Annotated in this window: 23 protein-coding genes; 12 read left to right on the plus strand and 11 right to left on the minus strand. The window is 48.5% G+C overall.

The window, feature by feature from the left end; translation table 11 throughout:
* Positions 1–5: 5 nt before the first annotated feature.
* From K300_RS0100410 to K300_RS0100420, 3 genes are all read left to right on the plus strand, one after another.
* Positions 6–359 carry a response regulator gene (locus K300_RS0100410; RefSeq protein ID WP_022849679.1) on the plus strand — a complete coding sequence of 118 codons (354 nt, stop codon included), beginning with the start codon at positions 6–8 and terminating at the stop codon, positions 357–359.
* Positions 356–1,828, plus strand: coding sequence for a hypothetical protein (locus K300_RS0100415; protein ID WP_022849680.1), 1,473 nt, complete (start codon positions 356–358; stop codon positions 1,826–1,828). The genes K300_RS0100410 and K300_RS0100415 overlap by 4 nt, the downstream gene beginning before the upstream one ends.
* A gap of 73 nt (positions 1,829–1,901) precedes the next feature.
* Entirely contained in the window at positions 1,902–3,113 is a 1,212-nt protein-coding gene (locus K300_RS0100420) for an HD-GYP domain-containing protein (RefSeq protein ID WP_022849681.1), read from the plus strand.
* A gap of 622 nt (positions 3,114–3,735) precedes the next feature.
* Here K300_RS0100420 and K300_RS0100425 read toward each other — a convergent pair.
* The 4 genes from K300_RS0100425 to K300_RS0100440 form a co-directional block, all read right to left on the minus strand.
* Positions 3,736–4,701: an IS30 family transposase gene (locus K300_RS0100425; RefSeq protein WP_022849682.1), complete on the minus strand. Its 966-nt coding sequence runs from the start codon at positions 4,699–4,701 to the stop codon at positions 3,736–3,738.
* A 386-nt stretch (positions 4,702–5,087) separates the two neighbouring features.
* Positions 5,088–6,533, minus strand: coding sequence for a cysteine--tRNA ligase (gene cysS / locus K300_RS0100430; RefSeq protein WP_022849683.1), 1,446 nt, complete (start codon positions 6,531–6,533; stop codon positions 5,088–5,090).
* A 13-nt stretch (positions 6,534–6,546) separates the two neighbouring features.
* Positions 6,547–7,329 (minus strand): ABC transporter ATP-binding protein, encoded by a 783-nt coding sequence (locus K300_RS0100435; protein ID WP_022849684.1) that lies wholly within the window; start codon positions 7,327–7,329, stop codon positions 6,547–6,549.
* Positions 7,330–7,337: 8 nt separating this feature from the next.
* Positions 7,338–9,362, minus strand: a complete 2,025-nt coding sequence (locus K300_RS0100440) for a methyl-accepting chemotaxis protein (protein ID WP_022849685.1) — start codon at positions 9,360–9,362, stop codon at positions 7,338–7,340.
* Positions 9,363–9,930: 568 nt separating this feature from the next.
* Here K300_RS0100440 and K300_RS0100445 point away from each other — a divergent pair.
* Positions 9,931–10,449, plus strand: a complete 519-nt coding sequence (locus K300_RS0100445) for a hypothetical protein (RefSeq protein WP_022849686.1) — start codon at positions 9,931–9,933, stop codon at positions 10,447–10,449.
* Positions 10,450–10,506: 57 nt separating this feature from the next.
* Here the strand turns inward: K300_RS0100445 and K300_RS0100450 are convergent, their stop codons facing one another.
* The 7 genes from K300_RS0100450 to ileS are packed head-to-tail and all read right to left on the minus strand — an operon-like array spanning position 10,507 to position 18,106.
* Positions 10,507–10,854: a cytochrome c3 family protein gene (locus K300_RS0100450; RefSeq protein WP_022849687.1), complete on the minus strand. Its 348-nt coding sequence runs from the start codon at positions 10,852–10,854 to the stop codon at positions 10,507–10,509.
* A 59-nt stretch (positions 10,855–10,913) separates the two neighbouring features.
* Positions 10,914–11,495: an L-threonylcarbamoyladenylate synthase gene (locus K300_RS0100455; RefSeq protein ID WP_022849688.1), complete on the minus strand. Its 582-nt coding sequence runs from the start codon at positions 11,493–11,495 to the stop codon at positions 10,914–10,916.
* Complete coding sequence (gene purE / locus K300_RS0100460) at positions 11,482–12,003, minus strand: 5-(carboxyamino)imidazole ribonucleotide mutase (RefSeq protein WP_022849689.1); 522 nt, start codon at positions 12,001–12,003, stop codon at positions 11,482–11,484. The genes K300_RS0100455 and purE overlap by 14 nt, the downstream gene beginning before the upstream one ends.
* On the minus strand, positions 12,000–13,280 hold the full coding sequence (gene purD, locus K300_RS0100465) for a phosphoribosylamine--glycine ligase (RefSeq protein WP_022849690.1): 1,281 nt from the start codon (positions 13,278–13,280) through the stop codon (positions 12,000–12,002). The genes purE and purD overlap by 4 nt, the downstream gene beginning before the upstream one ends.
* Positions 13,281–13,294: 14 nt before the next feature.
* Positions 13,295–14,842, minus strand: coding sequence for a bifunctional phosphoribosylaminoimidazolecarboxamide formyltransferase/IMP cyclohydrolase (purH, locus tag K300_RS0100470; RefSeq protein WP_022849691.1), 1,548 nt, complete (start codon positions 14,840–14,842; stop codon positions 13,295–13,297).
* Positions 14,839–15,315: a signal peptidase II gene (gene lspA, locus K300_RS0100475; RefSeq protein WP_022849692.1), complete on the minus strand. Its 477-nt coding sequence runs from the start codon at positions 15,313–15,315 to the stop codon at positions 14,839–14,841. Before lspA ends, purH begins: the two co-directional genes overlap by 4 nt.
* Position 15,316: 1 nt before the next feature.
* Positions 15,317–18,106, minus strand: coding sequence for an isoleucine--tRNA ligase (gene ileS / locus K300_RS0100480; protein WP_022849693.1), 2,790 nt, complete (start codon positions 18,104–18,106; stop codon positions 15,317–15,319).
* A gap of 160 nt (positions 18,107–18,266) precedes the next feature.
* Here ileS and K300_RS14045 point away from each other — a divergent pair, with 160 nt between their 5' ends.
* The 8 genes from K300_RS14045 (at position 18,267) to xseA (ending at position 26,043) form a co-directional block, all read left to right on the plus strand.
* The gene (locus K300_RS14045; protein WP_022849694.1) at positions 18,267–19,169 is read left to right on the plus strand and encodes a DsbA family protein; all 903 of its coding nucleotides are present in this window, start codon (positions 18,267–18,269) and stop codon (positions 19,167–19,169) included.
* Positions 19,170–19,297: 128 nt separating this feature from the next.
* Positions 19,298–20,251, plus strand: coding sequence for an acetyl-CoA carboxylase carboxyltransferase subunit alpha (locus K300_RS0100490; protein ID WP_022849695.1), 954 nt, complete (start codon positions 19,298–19,300; stop codon positions 20,249–20,251).
* Entirely contained in the window at positions 20,251–22,026 is a 1,776-nt protein-coding gene (gene mutL, locus K300_RS0100495) for a DNA mismatch repair endonuclease MutL (RefSeq protein WP_022849696.1), read from the plus strand. The genes K300_RS0100490 and mutL overlap by 1 nt, the downstream gene beginning before the upstream one ends.
* Positions 22,023–22,922 carry a tRNA (adenosine(37)-N6)-dimethylallyltransferase MiaA gene (gene miaA, locus K300_RS14050; protein WP_022849697.1) on the plus strand — a complete coding sequence of 300 codons (900 nt, stop codon included), beginning with the start codon at positions 22,023–22,025 and terminating at the stop codon, positions 22,920–22,922. Before mutL ends, miaA begins: the two co-directional genes overlap by 4 nt.
* Before the next feature lie 76 nt (positions 22,923–22,998).
* The gene (hfq, locus tag K300_RS0100505; protein ID WP_022849698.1) at positions 22,999–23,223 is read left to right on the plus strand and encodes an RNA chaperone Hfq; all 225 of its coding nucleotides are present in this window, start codon (positions 22,999–23,001) and stop codon (positions 23,221–23,223) included.
* Positions 23,224–23,385: 162 nt separating this feature from the next.
* Positions 23,386–24,306, plus strand: a complete 921-nt coding sequence (locus K300_RS15830; protein ID WP_022849699.1) for a hypothetical protein — start codon at positions 23,386–23,388, stop codon at positions 24,304–24,306.
* Positions 24,303–24,608 (plus strand): FtsB family cell division protein, encoded by a 306-nt coding sequence (locus tag K300_RS14060; RefSeq protein ID WP_022849700.1) that lies wholly within the window; start codon positions 24,303–24,305, stop codon positions 24,606–24,608. The genes K300_RS15830 and K300_RS14060 overlap by 4 nt, the downstream gene beginning before the upstream one ends.
* The gene (gene xseA / locus K300_RS14065; protein WP_022849701.1) at positions 24,568–26,043 is read left to right on the plus strand and encodes an exodeoxyribonuclease VII large subunit; all 1,476 of its coding nucleotides are present in this window, start codon (positions 24,568–24,570) and stop codon (positions 26,041–26,043) included. The genes K300_RS14060 and xseA overlap by 41 nt, the downstream gene beginning before the upstream one ends.

The following is a 26,043-nucleotide window of genomic DNA, read 5'->3' on the forward strand; positions in this document are numbered from 1 at the left end:
ATGGAATGAAAATATTTATTATTGATGACAACAGCCTGCACCTCAAGATGTGCAGGTTCATCCTTGAGAAGATGAAGCATGATGTTCATTTATTCTCAAGTTTGGGTGAATTGAAGGCATATAGCGGCTCCGAGCCGGATATCTTTTTCATAGATTACAGGCTCGGTGTGGACGAAACCGGTATTGATGTGCTTAAGTATGTTAAGGAAACGCTGGGATGGACGAAAACAAGGTGCGTCGCTTTTACAGCTGATGTATCCGAAGAGGCCCAGCTGAAGAGGAATGATTTCTCAGGGGTTATACTGAAGCCCATAACTGAGAAGATGCTTAGCGAAGCGGTGGAAAAATACAGCAGATGATCGAACTGCAGAACCTGAAAGAGAAGCTTACCGATTACTTCGTCGAGATTGTGGATATTATCAACAAACTTGTCGATCTGCGCAGTGAGAACTTTGCCAGTATGCTTGAGATAAACTCATACCTTGAGGACTCCGCCCACAGGTTCATGAACAACACTGCTGAGATAACAGGAAACATCTCAAGCGCTCTTGATAAAAAGGTGGACAACCTTGATGTGGAAGCGATGAAGGATGAAATCGTTGAGTCAACCAACACCTTCCTCCGCATAACAGACGACTTGGAGCTACTTTCATACAACACTATCTGCCGCACCATGTCCCTTGGTAACAAGGGCGCAACCATCGCCCATATAAGCAAGGAGATCAAGAAAAACTCCAACAGCGCAAAGGATCTTCTTGGTGATATCTCCGAGACATTTGGGTCAATTTATGAAGACTTCAAGAAAATATCCGAAACCTTTGCAGAGAACAGTGTAAAGGTTGATACACTGACAGTTGACGAGGACGATGATGGTGAATCGCTTGAGGTAAGCTCGGATATCTCAAGACTTATAGAGTTCAGCCAGTTCCACGATATTATCGTACAGGAGATCGAGGCGATTGAGAGAGCCTTTGCAGAGGCGGAGGAGGATGATAACTTCTCTCTTGGAAAACGTTACGGCGTTTTCGAGATTGCATGTCAACGTATTTCCCAGGTTCGTGAAAGAACCCTTAACACCTTTGAAGAGATAAAAAGTGTAACTTCCGAGTTTCTTTATCATATAAATACGGATATCCAGAATATTGTCAGCCGGGCGAATATCGTTCGTATGGAGTTCGATAAGGCAAGGGAATACTCCGAAAGCATTGAGACCATTGTAGAAGATCTTGTGGAGATGATTGATAGCACCGATTCACAGATACGTGACGCTAACCAGGGTATCCACCATCTCAAAAAGTTTGGCAAATCATTCAGAAACCTTGTTGTGATAACCTCTGTGGAGGTCTCACGCATTGGCGATGAAAGCCTGCAGAGTGTTGTTGTTTCCATGAATGACACAGAGCAGGTTCTGAGCCAGCTGGTATCAAAGTTAGCTAGCAGTCTTAAGGTCTGGGAGGAGCTTAAGGAGGATTTTGGCGATGTTCTCACCTCTGCTGAGGGTGACATTAAGAAACTGAGGAATCTGCATAGAGAAGGGGAAATTGACGACCTGGCAGTGAAGGCTGATAAGCTTGATGACGAACTTTCATACTTTCGCAGCCGCTTCTCAGGAAGCGATTTTATGGAGCACTTGCAAGAGGCTATCTCCAGTGTAAACTTACTTTTTGATGACCTTGATAAAACCATTGAAAGAAACTTTGATGAATACAAAACAGCATTAAGCAGTGCCTCAATGAATTCAGCGGAGTTTGAAGAGGGGCGGCAGTCTGCGGAAATAATCGATATAATAGCTGATTCCAGCGATCATTCCTCAGTAGAGTTCTTTTAATACTTCACCTTTTTCTGAACATCTGATATATAAGGCTACACACAATACTAAGACGATTATTTCAGGGTGCGTCATGTTAAAGGTTAAAACCAAAGATCTTAAACTTGGTGATAAGGTTCTTAAGCTTGACCGCAACTGGCTTCAAACATCAATTCTTAAACATAAGTTCATAATTAAAGAGCAGGGTGTTATCGACAGGCTCATAAGAGAAGGTGTTGAGCATGTCTATATTGAAAAGCGTACAGCAGAAGAGCAGGCCGCCCAGGCCATACTTGCCGGGGATGAGGAAGCTATTCTTGAGGTGCAGGAGGAGATCGTCAAGGACAACTATGTGGACCTTGACAACTTCGACAGTGCCGTCGGTCTTTATAAGGAATCCGTTCGTATTGTTAAGCATGTCATGTCCGATATCCGTGCAGGAAAGCTCTTTGACAAAGGTGCTTTAAACAACGTTGCCGACAAAATTGTTGATATAACGCTCAAAAGCCAAGGTGTTCTTTCCAGCGTATCCAAGCTTAAGCAGTTCGATGAATATACCTTTCAGCACAGCATGAACGTAAGTGTTTTCGCCACATCGCTGGGCAGGCATATGGGACTTGATGAGGAAGAGCTAAGGGCTTTATCCTCCGGTGGACTCATGCACGATGTTGGCAAAATGATGGTTCCCCCTGATATACTGAACAAGCCCGGAAAGCTCACCGATGAGGAATTTGTCACAATGAAGAAGCACGTGGAGTACGGATACGAATACCTCAAAAAGAATGGTGTGGACGAGCGGATGCTTGCCCTTGCCCATGAACACCACGAACGCTTCGACGGCTCCGGTTATCCCAGAAAACTAAAGGACGGCGAGATCAGCATGCATGGGAAGATTGGTGCGGTTGTGGATATATACGATGCAATAACCAGCGACAGGGTATACCACAAAGGGATGGAGCCCGCACAGGCATTGAAGCTGATGTTCAAATGGGCGGACTCACATATAAACAAAAAGGTTTTCGAGTTCTTCGTTACCAACATCGGCATATACCCGGTGGGAACCCTAGTGCTGCTAAATACGAATGAGCTGGCAATGGTGGGAAGGGTGAACACACGAAAGCCCACCGAGCCGAATGTTATCGTATTCAAGGACGGCAGAGGGAATGACAAAACACCTTTCATCGTTGACCTTGCAAAGCCTGTTGTTAATAAAAGGAAGATTGTCGGACCTGTTAATCCTGCTGAAATAATCGTCCCTGAAGCAATTTACAATGCTGTGGATAAGATGAACGCCCTCAATCCCTAGGTATTTTTCACCAGGGTTCGCTACAACCTTAGAAAATGTTCAAAAAACATATCCTATAGTATGAGTATGTTATAAACGTTCTATATACCTCGGTTGTATAAGTGCTTTATGGCGAAGGATAATAAAATTCCGAAAAAAAATAGAAAAACAATTGAACTAAAGATAATCTGGTCTATCTTAGTAATATAACAAGAGAGCTTCCAGCGGGCAGAAGCCCGCATAATCTAATCCCCTGTAGGTTCCATTTATAGAGTAGCAGGCCTTAACGGCCTGCTTCTTTTTTTATAATTTCAAAATCTATTTTGAATAATTTTCCATCCATGGAAATTATTCTGCCATTCGAAGAAAGAAGCTTCCTTCTCACTTACGCAAGCGCGCTTTCATCCATGAAAGCCAGTTGCTAATCATACGTTTAAGGTTGATGCGGATAAAGCCAACATGGATGTTGGTTCTGAAGGCGAAGCTGAATTGTGCTTTGCTCAATTCACGTAGCCGGAAGTGCGAGAGGGCAGGGTTTCCCTGCCCGAACAACAATGGAATTTCCATGGATGGAAAATTCCATAGATAAAATCAAGATGATGAATTTCCTAAATATACGCAGGGAACTTTTTAGGGCCTGAATTCAACTAGCAAGTGCAACGGGGTCTATAGAGAATAGTATCTGGTTAGGAGTTTTATATCCAGTTGCTTTTCTTGGTCTGTTGTTTAGTTTCTGCATAATATTCTGAATCTCTATATCATCAACACTTTCAAGCATCCTACTCTTTGGTACATACTGCCTAATGAGTCCGTTTGTATTTTCGTTTATTCCGCGTTCCCACGAAGCATATGGATGAGCAAAGTAGAATTCAGCCCCTAGTATCTCAGATATTTCGGCATGTCCTGCAAACTCTTTCCCGTTATCGGAAGTGATTGTATGGACTAGGTGTGATATCGGTTTCAACATTTCTATAACCGCTTTTGTCACCAGTACAGCAGTCTTTCTTTCTACCTTGCGTATAAGTGTCAGATAAGACTTCCGCTCAATAAGAGAAACAATCGCCTGCTTGTTCCCTTTTCCTATAACTGTATCCACTTCCCAGTCTCCGAATCTCGCTTTCTCTTCTACAATACTTGGACGCTGCTCAATGCTTAACTTGCCATGTATCTCTCCTCTGCGTTCATAAACACCATATCGCTTCCTGCGTTTTCTTCGGCAACGCAGGTGAGTATAAAGTGTTCCACCATGACTTTTATCTTCAAGAATGTGCTGGTAGATACGCTCATGACTTACGTTTATTCCATAATTTTGATTTAGCCAATTGCTCACCTGCTCAGGGCTCCAGTCTTCAAGCAGAAGACGTTCAACAAAATACCATTCAGTTTGTGCAATCCGTCTTGGGACCTTGTCCATTCTTCGTTCAATAGCTTTGCGATGAGCTTGCTTTGGGCGATAACCACGACCTCCTGTGTTTCTGCGTAACTCTCGGCTGATGGTAGATTTATGTACTTTAAGCAAATCAGCTATGTCCGTCTGAGAATGTCCGGTTTTCCTCAGCACATAAATCTGGTACCTTTGTTCACGGGTCAGGTGTGTATAGTTCTTCATTCGGTGCTCCTTTGACGTGGTGGTTAAAGAGCTACGATGCTAACGCACCTGACCTCTTTTGACCACTACTTAAAAGTTGCACTTAATTATTGAATCCAGGGGGAACAAAGTTCCCCGCACCCCTCAAAAACCCATTTTGAAAAAAGTATTAAGGTTAAGATATAACAAGCTTCCATCCATGGAAGTCAGTTGCTAATCATACGTTTAAGGTTGAAGCGGATAAAGCCAACATGGATGTTGGCTCTGAAGGCGAAGCTGAATTGTGCTTTGCACAATTCACGAAGCCGGAAGTGCGAGAGGGCAGGGTTTCCCTGCCCGAACAGCAATGGAATTTCCATGGATGGAAAATTCCATAGATAAAATCAGGATGCATGGAATTTCCCAGATTAATCATGCAGCTCCCTTATCTTTTTCGCCCTGAACCGTGTCCCTTCAGGGGTATCGAGAAGCTCAATCCCCTTCTCCGTCAGCTTATTCCTTATCTCATCAGCTTTGGCGAAATCCTTGTTTTTCCTGGCTTCATTACGCTCGGTAATGAGCGAGTTCAGTTCCTCTTCGGGTATGCTGAGGTTCGCTCTGAACCACTCCTGGGGTGTTTTTACAGTTATTCCCAGAACCTCTCTGGCTGCCTTGAATACATCCTCTGCACAGCTCCTTACCTCTTCGATGCAGGCCTTATTCGGTTTTTCTGAAAGAAGCCTGTTGAAGCCACGCACAGCCTCAAAGAGTGCGGCCAGGGCGATGGGCGTGTTGAAGTCATCATCCATGGCTTTACAGAAATCGTTTATGAACTCATCACGTATCCTGCGTGCATCTTCACTGAGATCCTGCCCCTTTTTGCCGGCAGGATAGCTGTTTATCTCGTCGATGGCCGTGTATATCCTGTCAAGCGAGCTTTCCGCATCGACCAGGCGGTAGTCACTGAAATCGAGGGAGCTTCTGTAGTGGGTTGTGAGCAAAAAGTACCGGATAATCTCCGGATCCCAGACGTTCGTGACATCCCGTATGGTGAAGAAGTTGCCGAGTGACTTGGACATCTTCTCCTCATTTATGTTCACGAAACCGTTGTGCATCCAATATTTTACAAAGTCATTGCCTGAATATGCCTCGGATTGGGCAATCTCGTTTTCATGGTGGGGGAATATGAGATCACGTCCGCCTCCGTGGATATCGAAGGGGAGGCCGAGTATCTTTTCACTCATAACGCTGCATTCGATATGCCATCCGGGTCTTCCCGGGCCCCACGGGCTATCCCAGCTTGGTTCACCCTCTTTGGAAGCCTTCCATAGAACGAAATCGTAGGGGTTCTCCTTCTTATCGCTCACCTCGACCCTTGCTCCGGCGAGCATCTCGTCCAGGCTTCTGCCGGAGAGCTTGCCGTACCCCTCAAAGCTGTTTACACGGAAGTATATATCGCCGTCCGCTTCATAGGCGTGTCCTCTTTCGATAAGGGTTTGGCACATGGTGATCATCTCATCGATGAAGTCGGTAGCTTTTGGTGTGTGGGTTGGGGGGAGGATTCCGAGAGAGGTCATATCCTGGTCGTGTTCATCGATATATTTCTTTGTTAGATCCCGCCAGTCCATCCCCGTTTCGCCGCTTCTCTTGATGATCTTGTCGTCGATGTCGGTGAAGTTTTTCACGAAATTTACGTTGTAGCCGGAATACAGCATGTAACGCCTGATAACATCGAAAACCACAGAGCTTCTTGCGTGCCCGATATGGCAGAAGTCATACACCGTAACGCCGCAGACGTACATGTTTACATTTTTATCTGAATGGGGGGTGAAATCCTCTTTCTGTTTGGTGAGTGAATTATAGAGCTTAAGCATCCTTTCCTCTCTCTTAGATAACGCAGGCCTCCAGCAGGGTTCTGGTGTATTCCTCTGCTGGGTTGGCTATTATCTCTGCAGTTTTGCCCCTCTCGACGATGATACCGTCCTTCATAACTATCATATCTCCACACAGGTAGGAGACGACGGCAATGTCATGGGAGATAAGCACAAGTGTTATACTATTTTCTTCGCACAATTTTTTCAACAGATTAAGTATCTGCGCCTGAACGGAGACATCAAGGGAGCTTACAGGTTCATCCGCCACAAGCACCTTCGGCTCAAGGCTCAAAGCCCTTGCAATACTTATCCTCTGCCTCTGTCCGCCGGAGAATTCGTGGGGGTAGCGTTCAAGGTGTTCCTCCTCCAGCCCTACCATCTCCATGATGGATACGCATCTGTCCCGTATTTCAGCTTTATCCTGTGTAATATGCTTTGCCACCCCGTCGGAGAGGGCGGAGCCTATGGTTAGCTTTGGGTTAAGGCTGGAGAAAGGGTCCTGAAATACCATCTGTACGTTTTTGCGGTACTCGTCATAGATGGAAGGATCGCTGTGGATATCCCTTCCTTTGTATAGAACATGCCCTTCGGTGGGGGGTGTGAGGTCGCAGAGCATCTTTGCAAGGGTTGTTTTGCCGCTTCCAGATTCGCCGACGATTCCCAGACGCATACCTTCGGTTAATAAAAGATCGGCCCGGTCAACGGCGTTGAAGCCGGTGCCCGAGCCTTTAAAAAGTCCCTCGAAGGATCTATATGTTTTGGTCAGTTTCTCAAGTTTAACAAGTTCGTGTGCCATGCACCATACTACACTTTGAATTTAGAAATTGCATCAGCAAGTTCTTCGGAAAGATCCTCCAGTTTCTTCGTCATGGTATTAATCTCCTCAACGCTCTCCTGTCCCTGCTCTGAGTTCTGGCTCAGGTTTGTTACCGTTGTTGAGATGGTCATGATAGCTTCGTTCTGCTGCTCCATAATGCCTATGATAGGCTCCACAGACTGGGTTGTAACCTCCATCTGCTCTGCAACTTCGCCGAAGTTGTCGCCGACGCTGGTGATGGCCTTTGAACCCTTTTCAACGTCCTCGATGCCTTGATGAACGGTACCAACAACGTTGCCCACGTTGTCCTGTATAGTTTTAACCATGGAGGAGATCTCTTGGATAGACTGTCCCGTCTTTTCGGCGAGCTTGCGAACTTCGTCTGCAACAACGGCGAATCCTCTTCCGGCTTCGCCCGCTCTTGCGGCTTCGATGGCGGCGTTGAGTGCGAGGAGGTTTGTCTGCTCGGCGATATCTACGATGATTCCGATGATGTTGCTGATCGATTCGCTGGCCTTGTTCAGTTCATCCAGATTCCCTGCAACACCGGAAAGGTTTGATGCAATATTGTTTATCTGGTTAACGGTTCCCTGAAGCTTATCGTTTCCTTCGATTACAAGCTCCTTTGTGGACTGAACCTGCTGTATACCGCTATTTACACTTTCGACAATCTCGCTGGAGCTTGCAGAGAGCTGTTCAGTACTGGCTGCAGTGCTTGCGAGATCGGAGTTTATCATGGAGAGGTTGTTACTCATGCTCTGCATATGATGATAGGTGCTGTCCGCATTGGAGCTGATGTATTCTGATATCTGCTTAACATTGAATACAAGCCCTTTGAGGTTTGTCTTCATCTCATTTACTGAATCGGTGAGTGAGCCGAACTCATCATTCGAGTGGAAAGTGATATCCTCAACGGTGAGATCTCCATGCTTGATAGCTTCTGCAATGCGGTTTATGGCAACGAGGGGCTCGCTTATCTTTCTGGATGAATAGAGCCCGATGATTATAGAAAGGATAATCGCAGCAGCAACGAGTCCGAAGGTTGTGAGGTTTGTTTTCCTCATTAGATCATTAATGTCTGAGATACCTTCGCCCATATTCCTTTCTGAAAGCTTAAGAAGGTTATCGAATGTTTTAGTGGTTTTGGTAAGTGTGTTCTCAATCTTCTCTATGCTTACCAGAAGCTTTTCAGATGTTTCGTAGGACTGTATTGCTGCCTGATCGAGCTCTTCTATGATATTCTGGATCTCTGCATTATTATCACGAAGCACCTTTAGGCTGGATGTTGCGAGTTTGCCCTGCAGGGGCTGGTAGCTTATGTTTTTATAGGAGCCGCCGTTTGTGAGTATTTCTGCTTTTGCTTCAAAGGCGTTGGAGTAACTCTTGAGGCTTAGGTATGAATCCTCAATGGTCTCCATATCCGTTGCACCAACGAGCTGGTTTGCATAGATTTTGATTTCAAGCGTGTCCTCCATGAGAAGATCCATAAACATATATTCATCACGGAGCTCAGGGTTGTTCTTGAGTGTGGTTTTTACAACGATGATCCTGCCCTTATTTTGACGGTATAGGTTATCAAGTTCGGCAAAGAGTTCTTCCATGCGGCTATCTGTTCTTATTGCCTGCAGCTTTGCGTTAAAGAGAAGATCGATTTCGCTCTTAAGGCTCTTTTGAAGCTTTGCAACGTTCTTGATTTCCTGGCACATCGAGTCGTTCTCAACCTGCTTTTGAACCTTTTTGTCCAGACTGTTGAGATCTTTCTGTACCTCAGCCTGCATACTTTGGGCCTCTTCAAGCTCCTCTGTATGTATAATGTTTTTAAGCAGGAGAACGATGTGGGTGAACTCGCTGTTGAGTTCGTTGATGGCGCTTCTGTTTTCGATCAGATAGGTAAGATTGCCGTTAATGAAGCTGCCGATTCTTTTGCTGGAGGTGATGAAGCCCACAGCAAGGACCACGATTATAAGTGCTATAATCAGGTAGGACGCTGTTACTTTAAGTTTCACACTCATTTTTTTTACCCTCAAGAGCTAATGAAGTACGTTCAAATTATTTATTTCTTTTTAGTCTCCGTCAAACACGCCTTTGCCGGAATGGTAATACCAGTTAACCTATATTCCTAATTTAAAATTATTTTCTATTTTTGCAATTTTTTATTTAACATGAAATATAGGTATATTCAATATTAAAAAACACTGTATGCAATATCTGAATGCTTTTTATATACATGAGAAAAATAGTTCACTTGTTTCAGGAGTTTATAATTTGTGATAACCAAGAGAATAGATAGGATTCAGTAATTCACTTTGGGTTAAAATAACTTAACATTTTAAATTTTAATAACCTGTATTATTGAGTATATGTGTAAAATATTGGTTAAGCTCTAAGAGCATCTTCAGAATATTCACATTTTATCACTTGCAACAGCTATTGATAAGACTGCGGTATGCGCTGATTCAGGCCGATGGACAATCTTTATGACCAGTTGACATAGTCTTCTGGTTCTAGCACAGCTATTAACAGTTGATTTCAGGTTCTGCGTTCTATAGGATATTCTTTCGAGAAAAGTTGAGGTAGGCCATGAAAACAGCTGATATTAAGATTATCGAATCTCTGGAGACCCTCTGCGAGAAGAATGTGAAACAGCAGAACAAGGGAAGCTCCTTTCGCCCCTTTAAGTACTATAAGTCCGATGGGGAGGACAATGTCCCTGTTTTTTTTGTGGGCGTTCCCGGACTGACTGTTGCTATGGTTATGACAGCCCTCATAATGTCCACTGTCTATATGATAACTCTTCCTTTTAATATTTTCCTTTGGATAGGCTATCTCCTTGTGGCTTCATTTGTTATCCGTTTTGCCATGAAGATAGATAAGAGCAAGCAGATACGTTTTATGTGTCAGAGCCTCAGCTGTCATGCCCTGAGGCTTATCAAAAAGGCAAAGGAGATCGATGATGAAGAGGAGGCTCTGAGGTATGCGGGGCAGGCAAAGGCACTGCTGAAAAGGGCGGATGAATGGCTTGATGATCCTTGTATCGGGGAACAACTCGCCCAGCTTGAGCCCTTTGAGGAAGTTGAACCGGAGCTTACATTCAAATAAAAAAAGGCTCCCGCAAAGGGAGCCTCTGGTGTTTCTTATTCAGTTTAGCCCTGGTGCTTAGTGGCACTTAGAGCATGATTTTCCGCCGGGTACCTTCTTTTCCTGATGGCATTCCCAGCAGAACTCTTTATGAGCATCGTTGGACATCTTTCTGGGCTTGATAGCTCCGTCGAAGCTTATCTCTTTACCAGTTTTGATGCTCTTGAGGGGACCGCCGTCTGCGTTCATGTGGCACTCAGTACATTCGTTCTTTTCCTGGTGGAAGGCGTGGGGGAACTCAACTGCCTTTTTGCTGGGCTTGCCGTCAACCCACTTAGAAAGGTCTACTTTGTCGGGGCCGGCAGCTGCAAATGCTATCATTGCAGTAAGACAGACGAGTAAAACGCCCATAATCATTTTCTTCATAATAACACTCCTTGACACTTATTATGCTGATAAAAACAATATCACAAGCCCCTTTCTTGTCAAGGCTGATGTTCAGGGGTTCCACGTAGAATTTTCGGGTATTCTTCGGTTAAGTCAACGATGGCGGAGGGCTCTCCGCTTTGGGAACCGGCGTTCAGTATGAACTTGATCGAATTTTTAAAGTCTCTGATAATATTGGTTATATACGGTGAATAGTCCTTGCCGGAAAGGTTTGCACTGGTGGCTGAAACTGGTGCACCTATGCTCAGCAGTAGCTCTCTAAGATCCTCATCCGCCGGTACACGAACAGCGATCTTCATATCTTTTACAAGCTCGGGGGCGAGCCCCTCTGCGGCGTTCATTATGAGGGTAACAGGGCCGGGCCAGACTTTGTATGCGTATTCGTGGATGGGGCCTCTGATAAGAGACTGCACCTGCTCGATACTGCCTGCAAGGACGGGGAAGGGCTTGTTACGTTCCCTTCCTTTGGCCTCGTATACCTTTCTGTTAGCTTCGATGTCGGTAACGGGCGCACCGATGCCGTAGATGGTGTCGGTGGGAAAAATGACGGGCTCGTTAAGCTCACCCGCCATCCTGAAAATATGTATTGAGTTCTCTTTGTTCGCCTTAAGAACCAGCATCCTGCTTTCTTGCTTCGAGCATATTCTGGACCTCTTCGTTGGCACTGTAAACCTTGTCCCTCATGTTTTCACGGTAGCTCTTGAGCCTTGCCTGGATGTCGTAGTTGTCAACGGCGAGGATCTGTGCGGAGAAGATAGCCGCATTCTTAGCGCCTGCGCTTCCTATGGCCATGGTGGCGACGGGGATTCCGCCGGGCATCTGTACCATGGAGAGAAGAGCATCGATACCGCCGAGGCTCGTTGCAGAAACGGGCACTGCGATTACGGGGAGATTGGTTTCACTCGCCACGACACCAGCAAGGTGAGCGGCTGCGCCTGCGATGGCTATAATAACGGAGAAACCGTTCTTCTGGGCGTTTCTGGACCATTCACCTGTTCTTTCGGGTGTCCTGTGCGCACTGGAGACGATAACCTCATAGGGTATCTCAAATTCATCAAGAATGTTGATAGCTGTTTCAGCAACCCCGAGATCGGACTTGCTTCCCATAATGATTCCTACCTTACTCATCCCTTCAACCTCCTGAGGGCCTTTGCCCCGATATCCTTTCTGTAATGCATACCCTGGAGCTGTATCCGTTCAACAGCTTTATAGGCATTTTCTATCGTCTCTCCAAGCTCCTGACCTCTTGCTGTAACGCCGAGGACCCTTCCGCCGGAGTTGACTATCTTTGCGTCCTTCAATGCTGTTCCCGCATGGAAAACCTTGACCCCTTCGATGCTGTTTGCATCATCAAGGCCGGTTATGGGCCGCCCTTTCTCGTATGAGGAGGGGTATCCTTCGGATGCCACAACAACGCATACGGTGGGTTCACTGCTCCATATAAGCTCAGCTTTGTTGAGGGTTTCGTCTATACATGCCTCGAATATGGGGGTTATGGGTGAATCCATCCTTGAGAGAACCGGCTGGGTCTCCGGATCGCCGAAGCGGCAGTTGAATTCCAGTACCTTAACCCCATCACCGGTTACCATCAGGCCGGCGTATATGATTCCCTTGTATGTTATACCACGTCTCTGCATCTCCTGTATGAGCGGATATGCAATCTTCTCCGTGGCGTAATCGAAGATCTCGTCCGTAACCACAGGAGCGGGGGAGTATGCTCCCATACCGCCGGTATTGGGGCCTTTATCGTTATCGAAAACGGGTTTATGGTCCTGGCTTGATACCATGGGAAGAACGGTCTTTCCGTCGGTGAATGCAAGGTAGCTCGCCTCCTCGCCGTCAAGGAACTCCTCGATTACGACACTGCTTCCAGCTTCGCCGAAGACGTTTTCATGGAATATATCCTTCAATGCGGCTTCCGCCTCTGCCTCTGTGAACGCAACGGTAACCCCTTTGCCGGCGGCGAGTCCGTCCGCTTTGACAACTATGGGTGCTCCCCTCTCTTTTACATAGGCTATGGCAGAGTCGTAGTCGGTGAATTCACCGTAATAAGCTGTGGGTATCCCAGCGGCGACCATAATCTCCTTTGCAAAGGCCTTGCTCGCCTCTATCCTGGCTGCATCCTTGCGTGGGCCGAAGATCCTGAGCCCCTCATTCTCGAATACGTCCACAACTCCGGAGGCGAGGGGGTCTTCGGGGCCGACTACGGTGAGGTCTATGCCGTTCTCCTTTGCGAAGGCGGCAAGAGCCTCGTTTCCTTTGATGTCGATGTTCTCGCACTTCTCCTCAACGGCGGTTCCGCCGTTTCCGGGTGCTACATACACCTTCTCCACATCCTTCTCAGAGGCTATCTTCCAGGCGAGGGCGTGTTCACGTCCCCCGCCGCCAATTACCAAAACTTTCATAGGTTTACCCTGTATTAATGCTTGAAGTGTCTTATGCCGGTGAACACCATGGCTATGCCGTGTTCGTCCGCCGCCTCTATAACCTCTTCATCCCTGATAGATCCTCCGGGTGATATGATGGCGGTTATACCGTTTGCCGCCGCTTCATCAACGCTGTCACGGAAGGGGAAGAAGGCATCGGAGGCCATAACGGTTCCTTTAAGAGGCTTCTGCGCCTTGCTGGCGGCTATCTTTGAGGAATCCACACGGCTCATCTGGCCGGCTCCAACTCCGATGGACTGGTTCTCGTTGGCGTATATTATTGCGTTGGACTTAACGTGCTTTGCAACCTTCCATGCGAAGGCGAGGGATTTGTATTCGCTCTCGGTGGGTTTGCGTTTTGTGGGAACGTTGAGCTCCATGATGTCCTCGAAGACGTGGAGGTCACGATCCTGAAGGAGGATTCCGCCGGTTACCTTCTTCATCTCAAGCTCGGGGTCACGGTATCCGTCAAGCTCCCCGAGTTCGATGAGGCGGAGGTTCTTCTTGGCGGAGAGTATCTCCTTTGCCTCTGCACTGAATGATGGGGCCACAACAACCTCAAGGAAGATCTTGGCGAGCTTCTCTGCAAGGTCAGCCCCCACCTCTCTGTTAACGCCCACAATGCCGCCGAAGGCACTTACGGGGTCGCACTCAAAGGCGAGGTCATATGCCGTTGATACATCCTCTGCTACGGCAGTACCGCAGGGGTTGGTGTGCTTTATGATAGTAACTGCGGGCTCTGCGAACTCCTTAATGATCTCCGCCGCCGCATTGATGTCTACGATGTTGTTGAAGGAGAGCTCCTTACCTTGAAGCTGTTCCCCTGTGGAAACGCCCGCCTCTTTGATAAGGGGGTGGGTGTAGAAGGCTGAATCCTGATGGGGGTTTTCGCCGTAGCGCATCGACTGCTTCTTCCTTGCGGGGAGGGTGAATTCCTCGGGGAACTTCACATCGAGGAGCCTGTTGAAGTAGTTTGCGATTATACTGTCGTAGAGGGCTGTATGGCTGTATGCCTTTCTGGCTAGGTCACGCCTCGTTTCGAGGGTGGTTCCGCCGTTGTCCATTTCTGCAATGACCCTTTCGTAGTCCGCAGTGTCCACAACGATGTTAACAAACTTGTGGTTCTTCGCCGCACTGCGCACCATGGAGGGGCCGCCGATGTCTATGTTTTCGATGACCTCGTCCAGCTCAACCCCCTCCTTCTCGACTGTTTTCTCGAAGGGATAGAGGTTCACGACCACCATGTCGATATCGTCCATGCCGTGTTCCTTCATGGTGGCTCTGTGCTCTTCGTTGTCTCTGATATTCAGGATTCCGCCGTGCACTCTCGGATGAAGAGTCTTCACACGTCCGTCCAGCATCTCGGGAAAGCCTGTGAAATCGCCGATTTCGACTATGTCGATCCCGCTCTCACGAAGAAGCTTTGCTGTACCACCGGTGGAGATTATCTTCACTCCCCTTTCGGCAAGCTTTGCGGCGAAGTCAGCAACGCCTGTTTTGTCAGATACACTGATGAGGGCTGTTTTTGGTGTTAAGGTCATATCTGTTTTCCCCTTTTCTCTAGGATGAGATCCATAAGCAGTATGGTGATCCCGACTGTTATAGCACTGTCCGCAATATTAAAGGCGGGCCAGTGGTACCTGGACACGTAAAAGTCCAGAAAGTCCACAACCTTACCGATGTAAATCCTGTCTATAAGATTACCGCACGCACCGGTTAGAATAAGCGTGTATGAAAAGGCTCTTAGCCTGTTATCGTACTCTTTGTACAGCAGATAAAGCACAGCGAAGACCGCTGCAATCGTAACAAGGACAAAGAAGATCTGCCTGTAGGACTCGTTCAGCTTCGCAAGGAAACCGAAAGCCGCCCCCGGGTTGAGTATATATGTGATATTGAAAAGCCCCGGGATAACCTCGATGCTCTGGTGAAGGTGCATCGTCTCCTTGACGAAAACCTTGGTTGCCTGATCCAGGATGAGGATAACCGTGAAAAGGGTAATCAGCTTTTTCCTCATCTTACTTTACGGCCTCAGCACACCTTGAACATATGGTCGGGTGTTCGCTGTCCTCGCCTATGGTTTCGGAGCGGACCCAGCATCTTTCACACTTTTCGTGTGCAGACGGGGTAACGGCAACACGAACCTGTCCATCCTCGGAGGTGTGTCCCGCCACTTCCGCAAGGGGCTTGATCTCAAGCTCGGATACTACGAAGATCTTCTCGATCCCCTCGTCCGCCTTCATCACTTCCATATCCTTCTCGTTAAGCCCTACGATAACCTTTGCATCGAGGGGATGGCCTATGGTCTTCTCCGCCCTGGCGTTCTCAAGCGCCTTGTTTATATCCTTTCGTATCTCAAGTATCCTTGCCCACTTCGCCTCAAGGTTTGCTGAGGAGAAGTCCTTAACCTCAGGGAATATCTCCTGGAACACCAGTTCGCACTTGCCGGAGTATTCGGGGGTGAACTCCCATATCTCGTCCGCCGTGAAGGAGAGTACGGGAGCCATCACTATGCTCATCTCCTTTGCCAGGGTGAAGAGAACGGTCTGGGCTGAGCGTCTCATGAGACTGTCCGCCTTGTAGGAGTAGAGCCTGTCCTTTATGATTGCGAAGTAGAAGTTGCTCAAATCGCTGATGCAGAAATTCAGGAAGGCGTGGTAGAAGGTATGGAACTGGTACTTCTTGTAAGCATCATATATACGCTTCTTCACCGCCTGCCATCTGATCAGTATGTATTTATCAAGGTCGATGAGTTTTTCGAAATCTACCATATCCTCATCGGGGTTAAAGTCGTCTATGTTGCCGAGGATGTAGCGTGCAGTGTTTCTTACCTTCCTGTATGACTCCACTAGGCGGTTTATGATATCCTGGGATATCCTTATATCCTCGGAGTAATCCTCTGCGGATACCCAGAGGCGGAGAACCTCAGCACCGTATTTCTTAATTATCTCATCGGGAGCCACAACGTTGCCGGAGGACTTGGACATCTTGCGCCCTTTTCCGTCCACAACAAAGCCGTGGGTGAGTATCTCATCATATGGAGCCCTTCCTCTGGTGCCCACCGATTCGAGGAGCGTACTGTGGAACCATCCCCTGTGCTGGTCGCTTCCTTCCAGGTACATGTTTACAGGCCACCCGAGCTCCTCCCGCTCTTCGCACACTGCGGAGTGGGATACGCCGGAATCGAACCATACATCGAGGATGTCGGTCTCTTTCTTGAACTTGTCATGGCCGCATTTGGAGCATTTGGTTCCTGCGGGGATGAATTCCTCCACCTCTTTTTCGAACCATACATCCGCTCCGTTCAGCCGGAATTCTTCGAGTACCTTTCTTCTGATATCCTCGGGGAGGTGTATCTCTTCGCACTGTTCGCAGAGGAATACTGCTATGGGAACACCCCACGTTCTCTGGCGTGATATACACCAGTCGGGGCGGTTCTCTATCATCGATGTTATCCTGTTCTGACCCCATGCGGGGTACCACTGAACACGGTTTATCTCCTCAAGGGCCTTCTTGCGGAGGTCGTTTGTCTCCATGCTGATGAACCACTGGGGTGTGGCACGGAAGATAACGGGCTTCTTGCATCGCCAGCAGTGGGGGTAGGAGTGGTGTATCTCACCGCTGGAGAGGAGGCTTCCGTTCTCCTGCATGTGCTCAACTATCCTCGGGTTCGCCTTGTTTATATGCTCGCCGCCGAAGAGCTCCACATCATTCTTGAACTTGCCGTAATCATCAACGGGGTTGTACACCTCAAGGCCGTACTCCCTTCCCACGGCGTAGTCCTCCTGACCGTGGCCGGGGGCTGTGTGTACAAGTCCGGTACCCTGCTCGAGGGTTACGTGATCACCGAGGATTATGAGGGATTCCCTGTCGTAGAAGGGGTGCTTCGCTTTGAAGTTCTCAAGCTCCGTACCCTTATATATCTTTACCGTTTCGTAGTCTGTTATCCTGAACTCCGCCGTCATCTTCTCGGCGAGGTCTTCGGCTATAAGTATGTGTTCACCGGCCTCAAGGTTCCCGTTCTCCGTTTCCTTCACCTTGATAAGGGAGTAGTTGAAATCGGGGTGAACGGCAACGCCGAGGTTTGCGGGGAGTGTCCAGGGTGTGGTTGTCCATATAACAACACTTGCCGGTGTGCCGAGCATCTCCGCCAGTTTCTCATCCGCTTTGAACTTTACATATACTGATATGGATGTGTGGTCATCGTATTCAACCTCCGCCTCGGCCAGAGCTGTAACACAGCTGGTGCACCAGTAAACGGGCTTGCTCCCTTTGTATACTCCGCCGTTTTCGAAGAAGCGGTAAAGCTCCTCAAGGGTCTTTGCCTCGTATACGTAGTCCATGGTTACGTAGGGGTTTTCCCAGTCGCCAAAGCCGCCGAAGCGCTTGAACTCATCCCTCTGGATGTCGATGAACTTCATGGCATAATCACGGCACTGCTTTCTTATCTCCGCCTTGGTCATATCATGCTTCTTCTTGCCGAGCTTCTTGTCCACCTGATGCTCGATGGGAAGACCGTGGCAGTCCCATCCGGGAACGTAGGGGGTCTGGAACCCTTCGAAGGTTTTAAGCTTAACAACGAAGTCCTTGAGGATCTTATTGAGGGCGTGTCCGATATGGATATGGCCGTTGGCATAGGGGGGGCCATCGTGGAGAACATAGCGCTCGCTCTCCTTACGGCTCTGCATAATCTTATCGTAGGCGTTAATTTCATCCCATCTGTTAAGCCTTTCGGGCTCTCTCTGGGAAAGGTTCGCCTTCATCGGGAAGCTGGTTTTCGGCAGATTCAATGTGCCTTTGTAATCCATATCTGAGCACCTCTGTTCAGTTCTTTTAAGGAACAAAATACATAACACCAATCATGCGGATAATCAAGTTCCTTTAAACAAGCTGTCGATTGTCTTTTTTCAGAACATGTGGTAGCTTTTGCTGTCTAGATAAAGACTACTATTTTTGGAGGAATTGTTAATGAGGAAACTCGCACTGATTCTAACGCTGGCTCTTGCTATTGCAGCCTGCGGAGCTTCAAACGACAAAGGAAATGAGAAGGAAACCGCCGCAGCCGACAAGCCGGTAGTTGAAAAGAAGGACAACACCGCTTCTGTTCAGCAGCAGCTTAACGATAATCTTGCCAAGTTCTTTGCAAACAAGCAGATGGAAGGCGTTACCTTCGGAGCTGAGGTTATTTCAGCTGTGGAGGGGCTTGAGGATATCAAGTTCGTAAAGATCACCTTCACCGACACAAACACAGGCAAAACCCAGGAGCAGTATGTGTTCTCCAACGGTGAGTATCTTATGCCCGACCTCACAAGCGTAGCCACCGGCCAGGGGCTTAAGGATACTCTCATGTTCATGCATGCAGAGAACGTTGATATAGACACATCCAACCTCTCCCTTGCATACGGAAGCAAGGATGCGAAGAATGTTATAGTTGAAGTGAGCGACTTCCAGTGCCCCTACTGCAGAAAGGCACATGAGTATCTTAAGCAGAGGCTTCAGGGTGAGGATGTTGCGATCTACTTCATGCATTTCCCCCTCTCGTTCCACGAGAAGGCGGAGCTTTATGCAAGGGTATTCGAAGCTGGTGTTCAAACTGGTGCAAACTTCTACGACGAGCTTTACAGCACCACAAAGCAGTTCGACAAGAAGCCCGACGAAGAGATCATAGAGCACTTCGCAGCTAAGACCGACAACCCCGAGAAGTTTAAGGAGCTCGTGAACAGCGAGGAGCTTAAGCAGAAAGTTCTCAACCAGAGCAAGAGGGGGCAGGAGCTTGGCGTTAGAGGAACACCCGCTCTCTTCTTCAACGGAAAACTCGTTGGCGGATACAAAACAGATATGTACGACAAAGCGATAGAATCATTTAAATAAGCAAGTCAGGGGGGCTTTCTGCCCCCTTTCTTAATTTTTTTACTTGAACAAGAGCCCAAATAAAGCCTAGTATATGACACATATGGGCTATTTTTTTATAAGGTCCGGATCAACAGTAGAGGTGAATAATGGCAGCCCCCCTTGAATTCGAAGCTCCTATTATTGAGATAGAGAACAAGATCGCAGAGCTGAAAACTATGTCCTCCCTAACCGATGAGGATATGCAGAAGGAGATGGAATCTCTGGAGCGGAAGCTGGACAAGATGAAGGCCAACGTTTATCAGAGACTCACCCCCGCCCAGAAGCTCCTCGTTGCGAGGCACCCCGAGCGTCCGTACACGCTGGACTACATCAACCTTATGTGTGATGACTTCCTCGAGCTCCACGGCGACAGGCTCTACAGGGACGATCCCGCAATCGTCTGCGGCATGGCGAAGTTCGAGGATGAGCCTGTGATGGTTATCGGCCACCAGAAGGGGCGCAACACCAAGGAGAATATCCACCGCAACTTCGGCATGGCAAACCCCGACGGCTACAGAAAGGCCCAGAGGATGTTTGACCTCGCCGAGCGGTTCAACAGGCCTGTTATCACCTTCGTGGATACCCCCGGAGCATACCCCGGCATCGAAGCTGAGGAGAGGGGGCAGGCGGAGGCCATCGCCAGAAGCCTTATGGTTATGGCGGGACTCACCGTTCCTATGATTACCGTAATAGCCGGTGAAGGGGGAAGCGGAGGCGCACTCGCCATCGCCATGGGTAACCGTGTCCTTATGCTCGAGCATTCCACCTATGCAGTTATCAGCCCCGAAGGGTGTGCATCTATCCTTTGGAAGGATGCGGCATACTCCGGCAAGGCCGCTGAGGCACTGAAACTCACCGCCGCGGACCTGAAAGAACTTAAGATTATCGATGAAATCATAGAGGAACCCCTCGGCGGGGCTCACAGAAACCATCACGAAACCGCCTACAGGGTTAAGTCTGCAATAGCCAAAGACCTCAAGGAACTCAAGGCTCTTTCACCTGAACAGCTCTTTGAGCAGAGGTACGAGAAGTTCCGCTCCATGGGTGTTTTCTCCGAATAATGAAGGAGATAATACACCTTCCCGAAAGCGTCTCCAATAAAGTTGCTGCGGGCGAGGTCGTTGAGAAGCCTCTCAATGCAGTGAAGGAGCTTGTGGAAAACGCCCTTGATGCGGATGCTGACCACATCACCATAGAGATCGAGGACGGCGGTCTGGGGCTTATCCGTGTGACAGATAACGGAAAAGGGATACTTCCCAATGATCTCGAAAGCGCAGTAGACCGCTTCGCCACCAGCAAGGTAAGCACCATTGATGATGTATACCGCATAGCCAGCTTCGGCTTTCGGGGTGAGGCGCTTGCGGCTATCTCCTCTGTCAGCGATTTCAGTATAAAATCAGCCAGAAAAGGGCACTCCGGAGCCGAGCTTCGTGTTAAGTTCGGCGAGAAACAGCCCCTTCGTCCAGCTCCTCCCATAGACGGAACCGCCGTCACCGTGAGGGATCTCTTCTCCAACGTTCCCGCAAGGCTCAAATTCTTCTCCGGCTCAACGGCCCTTGAGCGGGAGATAACCAAATTCATTAAACAGTTCAGCATATTCCACGAGGGGGTTTCCTTCATCCTTCGCACCAACGGACGGGAGAACTTCACCGTAATGCGGGGAACACCCTTCATCGATCGTGCGAGGGAATCCCTGTCCACAAGGGAGCTTGCCGAGGCTGAGGGTGAGTACGGCGGCGTCAGGATACGGGGTGCAGTGAGCCTCCCCTCCGTTCAGCGATACAGGCGTGATGCTGTGCTCTTCTGTGTTAACGGCAGGCTTGTTAAGGACCAGTCCATGATCCACGCCGTAACAAGAGCCTACCACAGGCTTATCCCCGAGAACCGTTTTCCGGCCGCGGCCATTGACCTGCACACCCTCCCCGAGGATGTGGATGCCAATGTCCATCCAGCTAAATCGGTTGTTAAGCTTATCAATGCACGGGATATCTACTCCCTGATCCACGATACGGTTAAGAAAGGTGCCGAAGTGAGCCTCACCGAAACAGAAAATCCGAAACAGCAGGATTATGACTACACCCGTGAGGCCACAAAAACCGCTGAGGCGAGGGAGCCTGTTAGAGAGAGCCCTCGACCTTTTAGCGGAGAAAAGCCCCCTTCCGATAAATATTTATCGGGGGGCTTTGATATGCGAAGCGTCTTCGAAACCGAGGAAGAGGTGCGCAACACCCCCTATGCCATAAGTGACAGCAGGGGGGAACGGGTTAGTTCCTCCGTATCCGGCTACAGGATTGTGGGACAGCTCTTCGATTCGGTCATCGTCTGCGAGAACGACAAGGGTGAGGCGGTGTTTATCGACCAGCATGTCGCCCATGAGCGTGTGCTTTATGAGCGTTTTCTGAATGAGCGCAAGATGAACATACCCACCGTCGTGCTTATCGAGCCCATAGCTTTCGAGGCGGACGCCGAGGAGATAGACACGGCGGAGAAGAACAGCGATGCACTCTCCGAGTTCGGTTTTGACATAGAGCCCTTCGGCGGTGCGCTTAAGATCTCCCGTGTTCCGGCGGATATGCTCCGTATGGATATCGAGAAGGAGATACGCCAGATGCTTGCCGAGATGAATGACGATACCCCCGGGCATGATGCGGATGCGAGGGTGCTTACCATGTCCTGCAAATGCGCCGTTAAGGCGGGTGAGAAGCTTACCCCTGCTGAGATGGATAAGATAGTAACCGAGCTTCTGCAAACCTCAAACCCCTCCACATGCCCCCACGGCAGGCCGATAATGTTTAATATGGAGAAGGATTTCTTCTTCAGGAAGTTCGGCAGATGAGGATACCGATAATAACAGGCCCCACCGCCACGGGAAAAACCGAGCTTGCTCTGGAGCTTGCGGATAGAATAGACGGCGAGATTATCAGCGCCGATGCCTATCAGGTTTACAGGTATATGGATATCGGCACTGCAAAACCCTCCATGGAGGAACGCAGAGGGATCTCTCATCATCTCATCGATATACTCGACCCTTCGGAAACATACTCTGCAGGCGATTTCTTCGAAAACGCAGAGAGGTGTATAACCGATATTCTGAATCGGGGGAAAAAGCCGATAATCGCTGGCGGTACAGGGCTTTATGCTGAAACACTCATAAAGGGGATATTCACCGGACCGGGCAGGGATGACGAGCTTCGGGAGAGTATACGCAGTGAGATAGAGGAGAAGGGCTCTGAAACTGTGCATGCAAGGCTCGCCTCTATAGATCCGGGCTTTGCCGAAAGGGTGGAGCCTGCCGATGTTACAAGGATTATCCGTGGTCTTGAGATAAACGAGAACTGCGGGATGAATGTTCGTGATGCCCAGAGAGAGTTCCACCGCAAGGGGGCCTTCGAATATGATGTTTTCATGCTGAGTGACGATCGGAAGAGGATGTACGCCCGTATTGAGGAAAGGGTGGACAGGATGTTCGATGCCGGCTGGGAGGCGGAGGTTAAGGGTATTCTTGACATGGGCTATCATTCCGAGCTCGATTCCTTCAAGGCGATAGGATACCGTGAGATAGCCTCAATGCTTGCCGGTGATCTGGAAAAAGATTTTGTTGTTGAGGAGATTAAGAAAAAAACCAGAAATTTTGCCAAAAGGCAGGTTACGTGGTTTAAGCGGATGGATGTTTATCCTCTGCCTGCGGGTGACAGCTCGAATATTGATATAATAATGGGTATAAATAATTAGGATTAACTTGCAAAAGATTACTACACCAGTTATATTCACTAGTTAAAGATTCACTTATTATTTCGGGGGCGTTTTGATGAGTAAAAAGGTAAATATTCAAGATGTTTTTCTAAACCATATCAGAAAGCGGAGAGTGCCCGTAACGGTATATCTCGTTAACGGCGTTAAGATTGAGGGGCTTGTTAAGGGCTTTGACAACTTCGTTATCATCCTTAAGGATGAATCCCAGAAGATGATCTATAAGCATGCCATTTCCACCATTGAGCCTTCCGAGGAGATCGAAGAGATCGAGATGGTCTAGGTCTGTCTTTACAATACCGAATATGCTGTAGTTCAGGCGGTTCTTTTCTATAAGGAGCCGCTTTTGTTTTATATACTTTTAATTTGACTCACACGAATTTGAAAGCTGCCTCTCATGTGTTAGAATAACCTAGATATAATAATAACCGGAGAACCTAAATCGTTGGAAGAGCTTAAATCCCGAACAGGAAGCGGACTGACCGATTCATTCTTAGACGGAACCCTCCCCGATGAAAAGGTGGAAGAGGTATTTGTCTCCTCCTCCGTACCCGAAGGGGACGAGCCTCTCTGGGTATACTGGGTTCTGGAGAAGAGGCGGAATCTTCTCAAACCCCTTTTTCGCTGGCTCAAGGAGAGGAAGGTTCTCTTTGTCCCTCTGGCCGAGGATCCCCTTTTTCAGGGGGAAACCCTTGTTTATCTTATACGGATGATGAAGAATGTGGAGGGTTTCACAAAGGCTCTGCTCACCGTTGTTCCCCTTGATGAGGATCTTTTTAATATCTTTGTGGACACTAATGATGAAGACACGATCCGTATGATCTACGAATTTGCCCTTGAGGATGAGGGGAGGGCGGCAAGGCTTATGAAGAACCCCTTTGTTCCAGAGCCAATGCTCTATGCCCTTGGCGAGAAGGCGGGGAGGGAGCAGAGCGAAACGGCGGAGGAGATCGAGCAGAACCTTTACGCCCAGCTTAAGGATATGACCATCGCCCAGAAGATAAAGCTTGCCATGAAGGGGAACAAGTCCGCAAGGACACTCCTCATGAGAAGCCCGAATAAGCAGATCTCCACAGCCGCTATCCGAAACCCCAAGGTTACGGATGATGAGGTTGAGTTTATATCGAAAAACAAGAACACGGGTGAACATATTATCCGTGAGATTGTTTTAAATAAGGAGTGGATGAAGAAGTATACCATCGTAAGCGCACTGGCCCAGAACCCGAAGACACCCCTTGATATAAGCATGGGGCTTTTGGGGAGGCTTATGCCGAAGGATGTTGAGAATATCTCCCGCTCCAAGGATGTACCGAACACCTTAAAGGTTTCGGCTGCGAGAATAATTGAGCAGAAGGGTAAGAAATGAAGATAACAGCTGTTTATGTGGCTCTGCTTACTGCGCTTGTGATGTATCTCTTCTTCGGGCACAACGGTATACTTAAATATCGTGAACTCGTAGAGATAAAAAACGGATATGAAAGACGCATAGATAATATGGAAGTAAGGATTAAAGAGCTCTCAAAGGAGCTTGAGCTTATAAAGAAGGACAAGGAGTATCTTGAGCTTCTCATCAGGAAGGAACTGCATATGCGTTCACCGGATGAGGACCTTTATATTATTGACGAAAATGCAGAAATACACAGTAACGGAGATAACGGGAGCGATTAAGGGCCTCCTCGAGGGGACCTTCAGCGGCCATGTCGCTGTTACTGGCGAGATAACCAGTCTCTCAACCTCCCCCCGGGGGCATATATACTTCTCCCTCAAGGACGAAAAAGCGAAGATCAAGGCTGTTATGTTCAAGGGCTCTGCCATGGCAAACCGTGGCTATACGCCCAGAAACGGCGATTCCGTTCAGGCGGTGGGTGAGCTTCGTGTTTACGAACCTGAGGGCTATTACCAGATTATCGTAAAGAAGCTGGAGTATGACTCCGTAGGGCTCTTCTGGCAGAAGTTCGAGGAGATGAAGCGAAAACTCGAGGCGGAGGGGCTCTTTGATGATGAGCGTAAGCAGAAAATACCCGCTATCCCCTCCCGCATAGCGGTTATAACATCCCCCACAGGTGCAGCTATTAAGGACTTTATAGTAACCGCCGACAAGGAGGGTGGACGTTTTGAGCTGGATATATGGCCAGTACCCGTACAGGGGAAGGACGCCGTTAATCCGGTAACGAGAGCCGTAACAGAAGCGGGGAGTATGACAGAGAGATACGATGTGATTGTTCTCATGCGTGGTGGGGGCTCATTGGAGGATCTTGCCCTTTTCAATGAGGAGCCGATCGCAAGAGCGATGGCGGCAACTGCTGTTCCCTGTATCTCCGCCATCGGGCATGAACGTGACTTTACGATATGTGACTTCGTGGCGGATATACGTGTTGCGACACCCACAGCCGCTGCAGGGGTCCTGAGTGAAGGGTATGCAAACGCTGTACGTGAGCTGGACAGGCGTATCAGAAGGCTTTCGGAGCTCATGGAGCGCACTATGCAGAACAGCGCCCAGAGGCTCGATTCCCTTGGAAGAAGGCTGGCGGCGGGTTCTCCGGTTAACGCACTTCAAAACAGACGCTCGAGGCTTGAGTATCTTGAGAAATCGCTTGTTTCATCAATGACCTCTGCTCTGGGAGCGGAGAAGGCGAGGTATGCAGGGCTCACTGCAAGGATCGGTGAAAAGAGCCCGCTGAGAATTATAGACAGATACCGCTCAAGGGTGAACAGGGGGTTTGATATACTCCCTGCATCCCTGAAAGCGGCTCTTGATAAAGAAAAAAACAGACTTTCCGGTCTGGAGATGAGGATAAAGGGGGGCTCGCCCCTCCATGAGGCTGAGAAGGGGAGGGCGAAGCTGGACAGGCTTATGTACTCCCTTGGTAATATGATGTCAAAGAGCTGTGAAACAAGGAAAAACAGACTCGTTGTAGCAGAAGGCAAGCTGGCCGCCATGAACCCTGAAAAGGTCATGGAGCGGGGCTATGCAATGGTTCAGACTTCGAAGGGACTGATAAAAAAAGCAAAACAAGTCCACTTGGAGGATGAGCTTGAAATTCGCTTCAAGGACGGCTATATTAACTCCTTCGTCACAGGTAGGAAACTTTCGGAGGAATAG

Origin of the sequence: Limisalsivibrio acetivorans (assembly GCF_000421105.1) — a bacterium.
Taxonomy (GTDB): Bacteria; Chrysiogenota; Deferribacteres; order Deferribacterales; family Geovibrionaceae; genus Limisalsivibrio; species Limisalsivibrio acetivorans.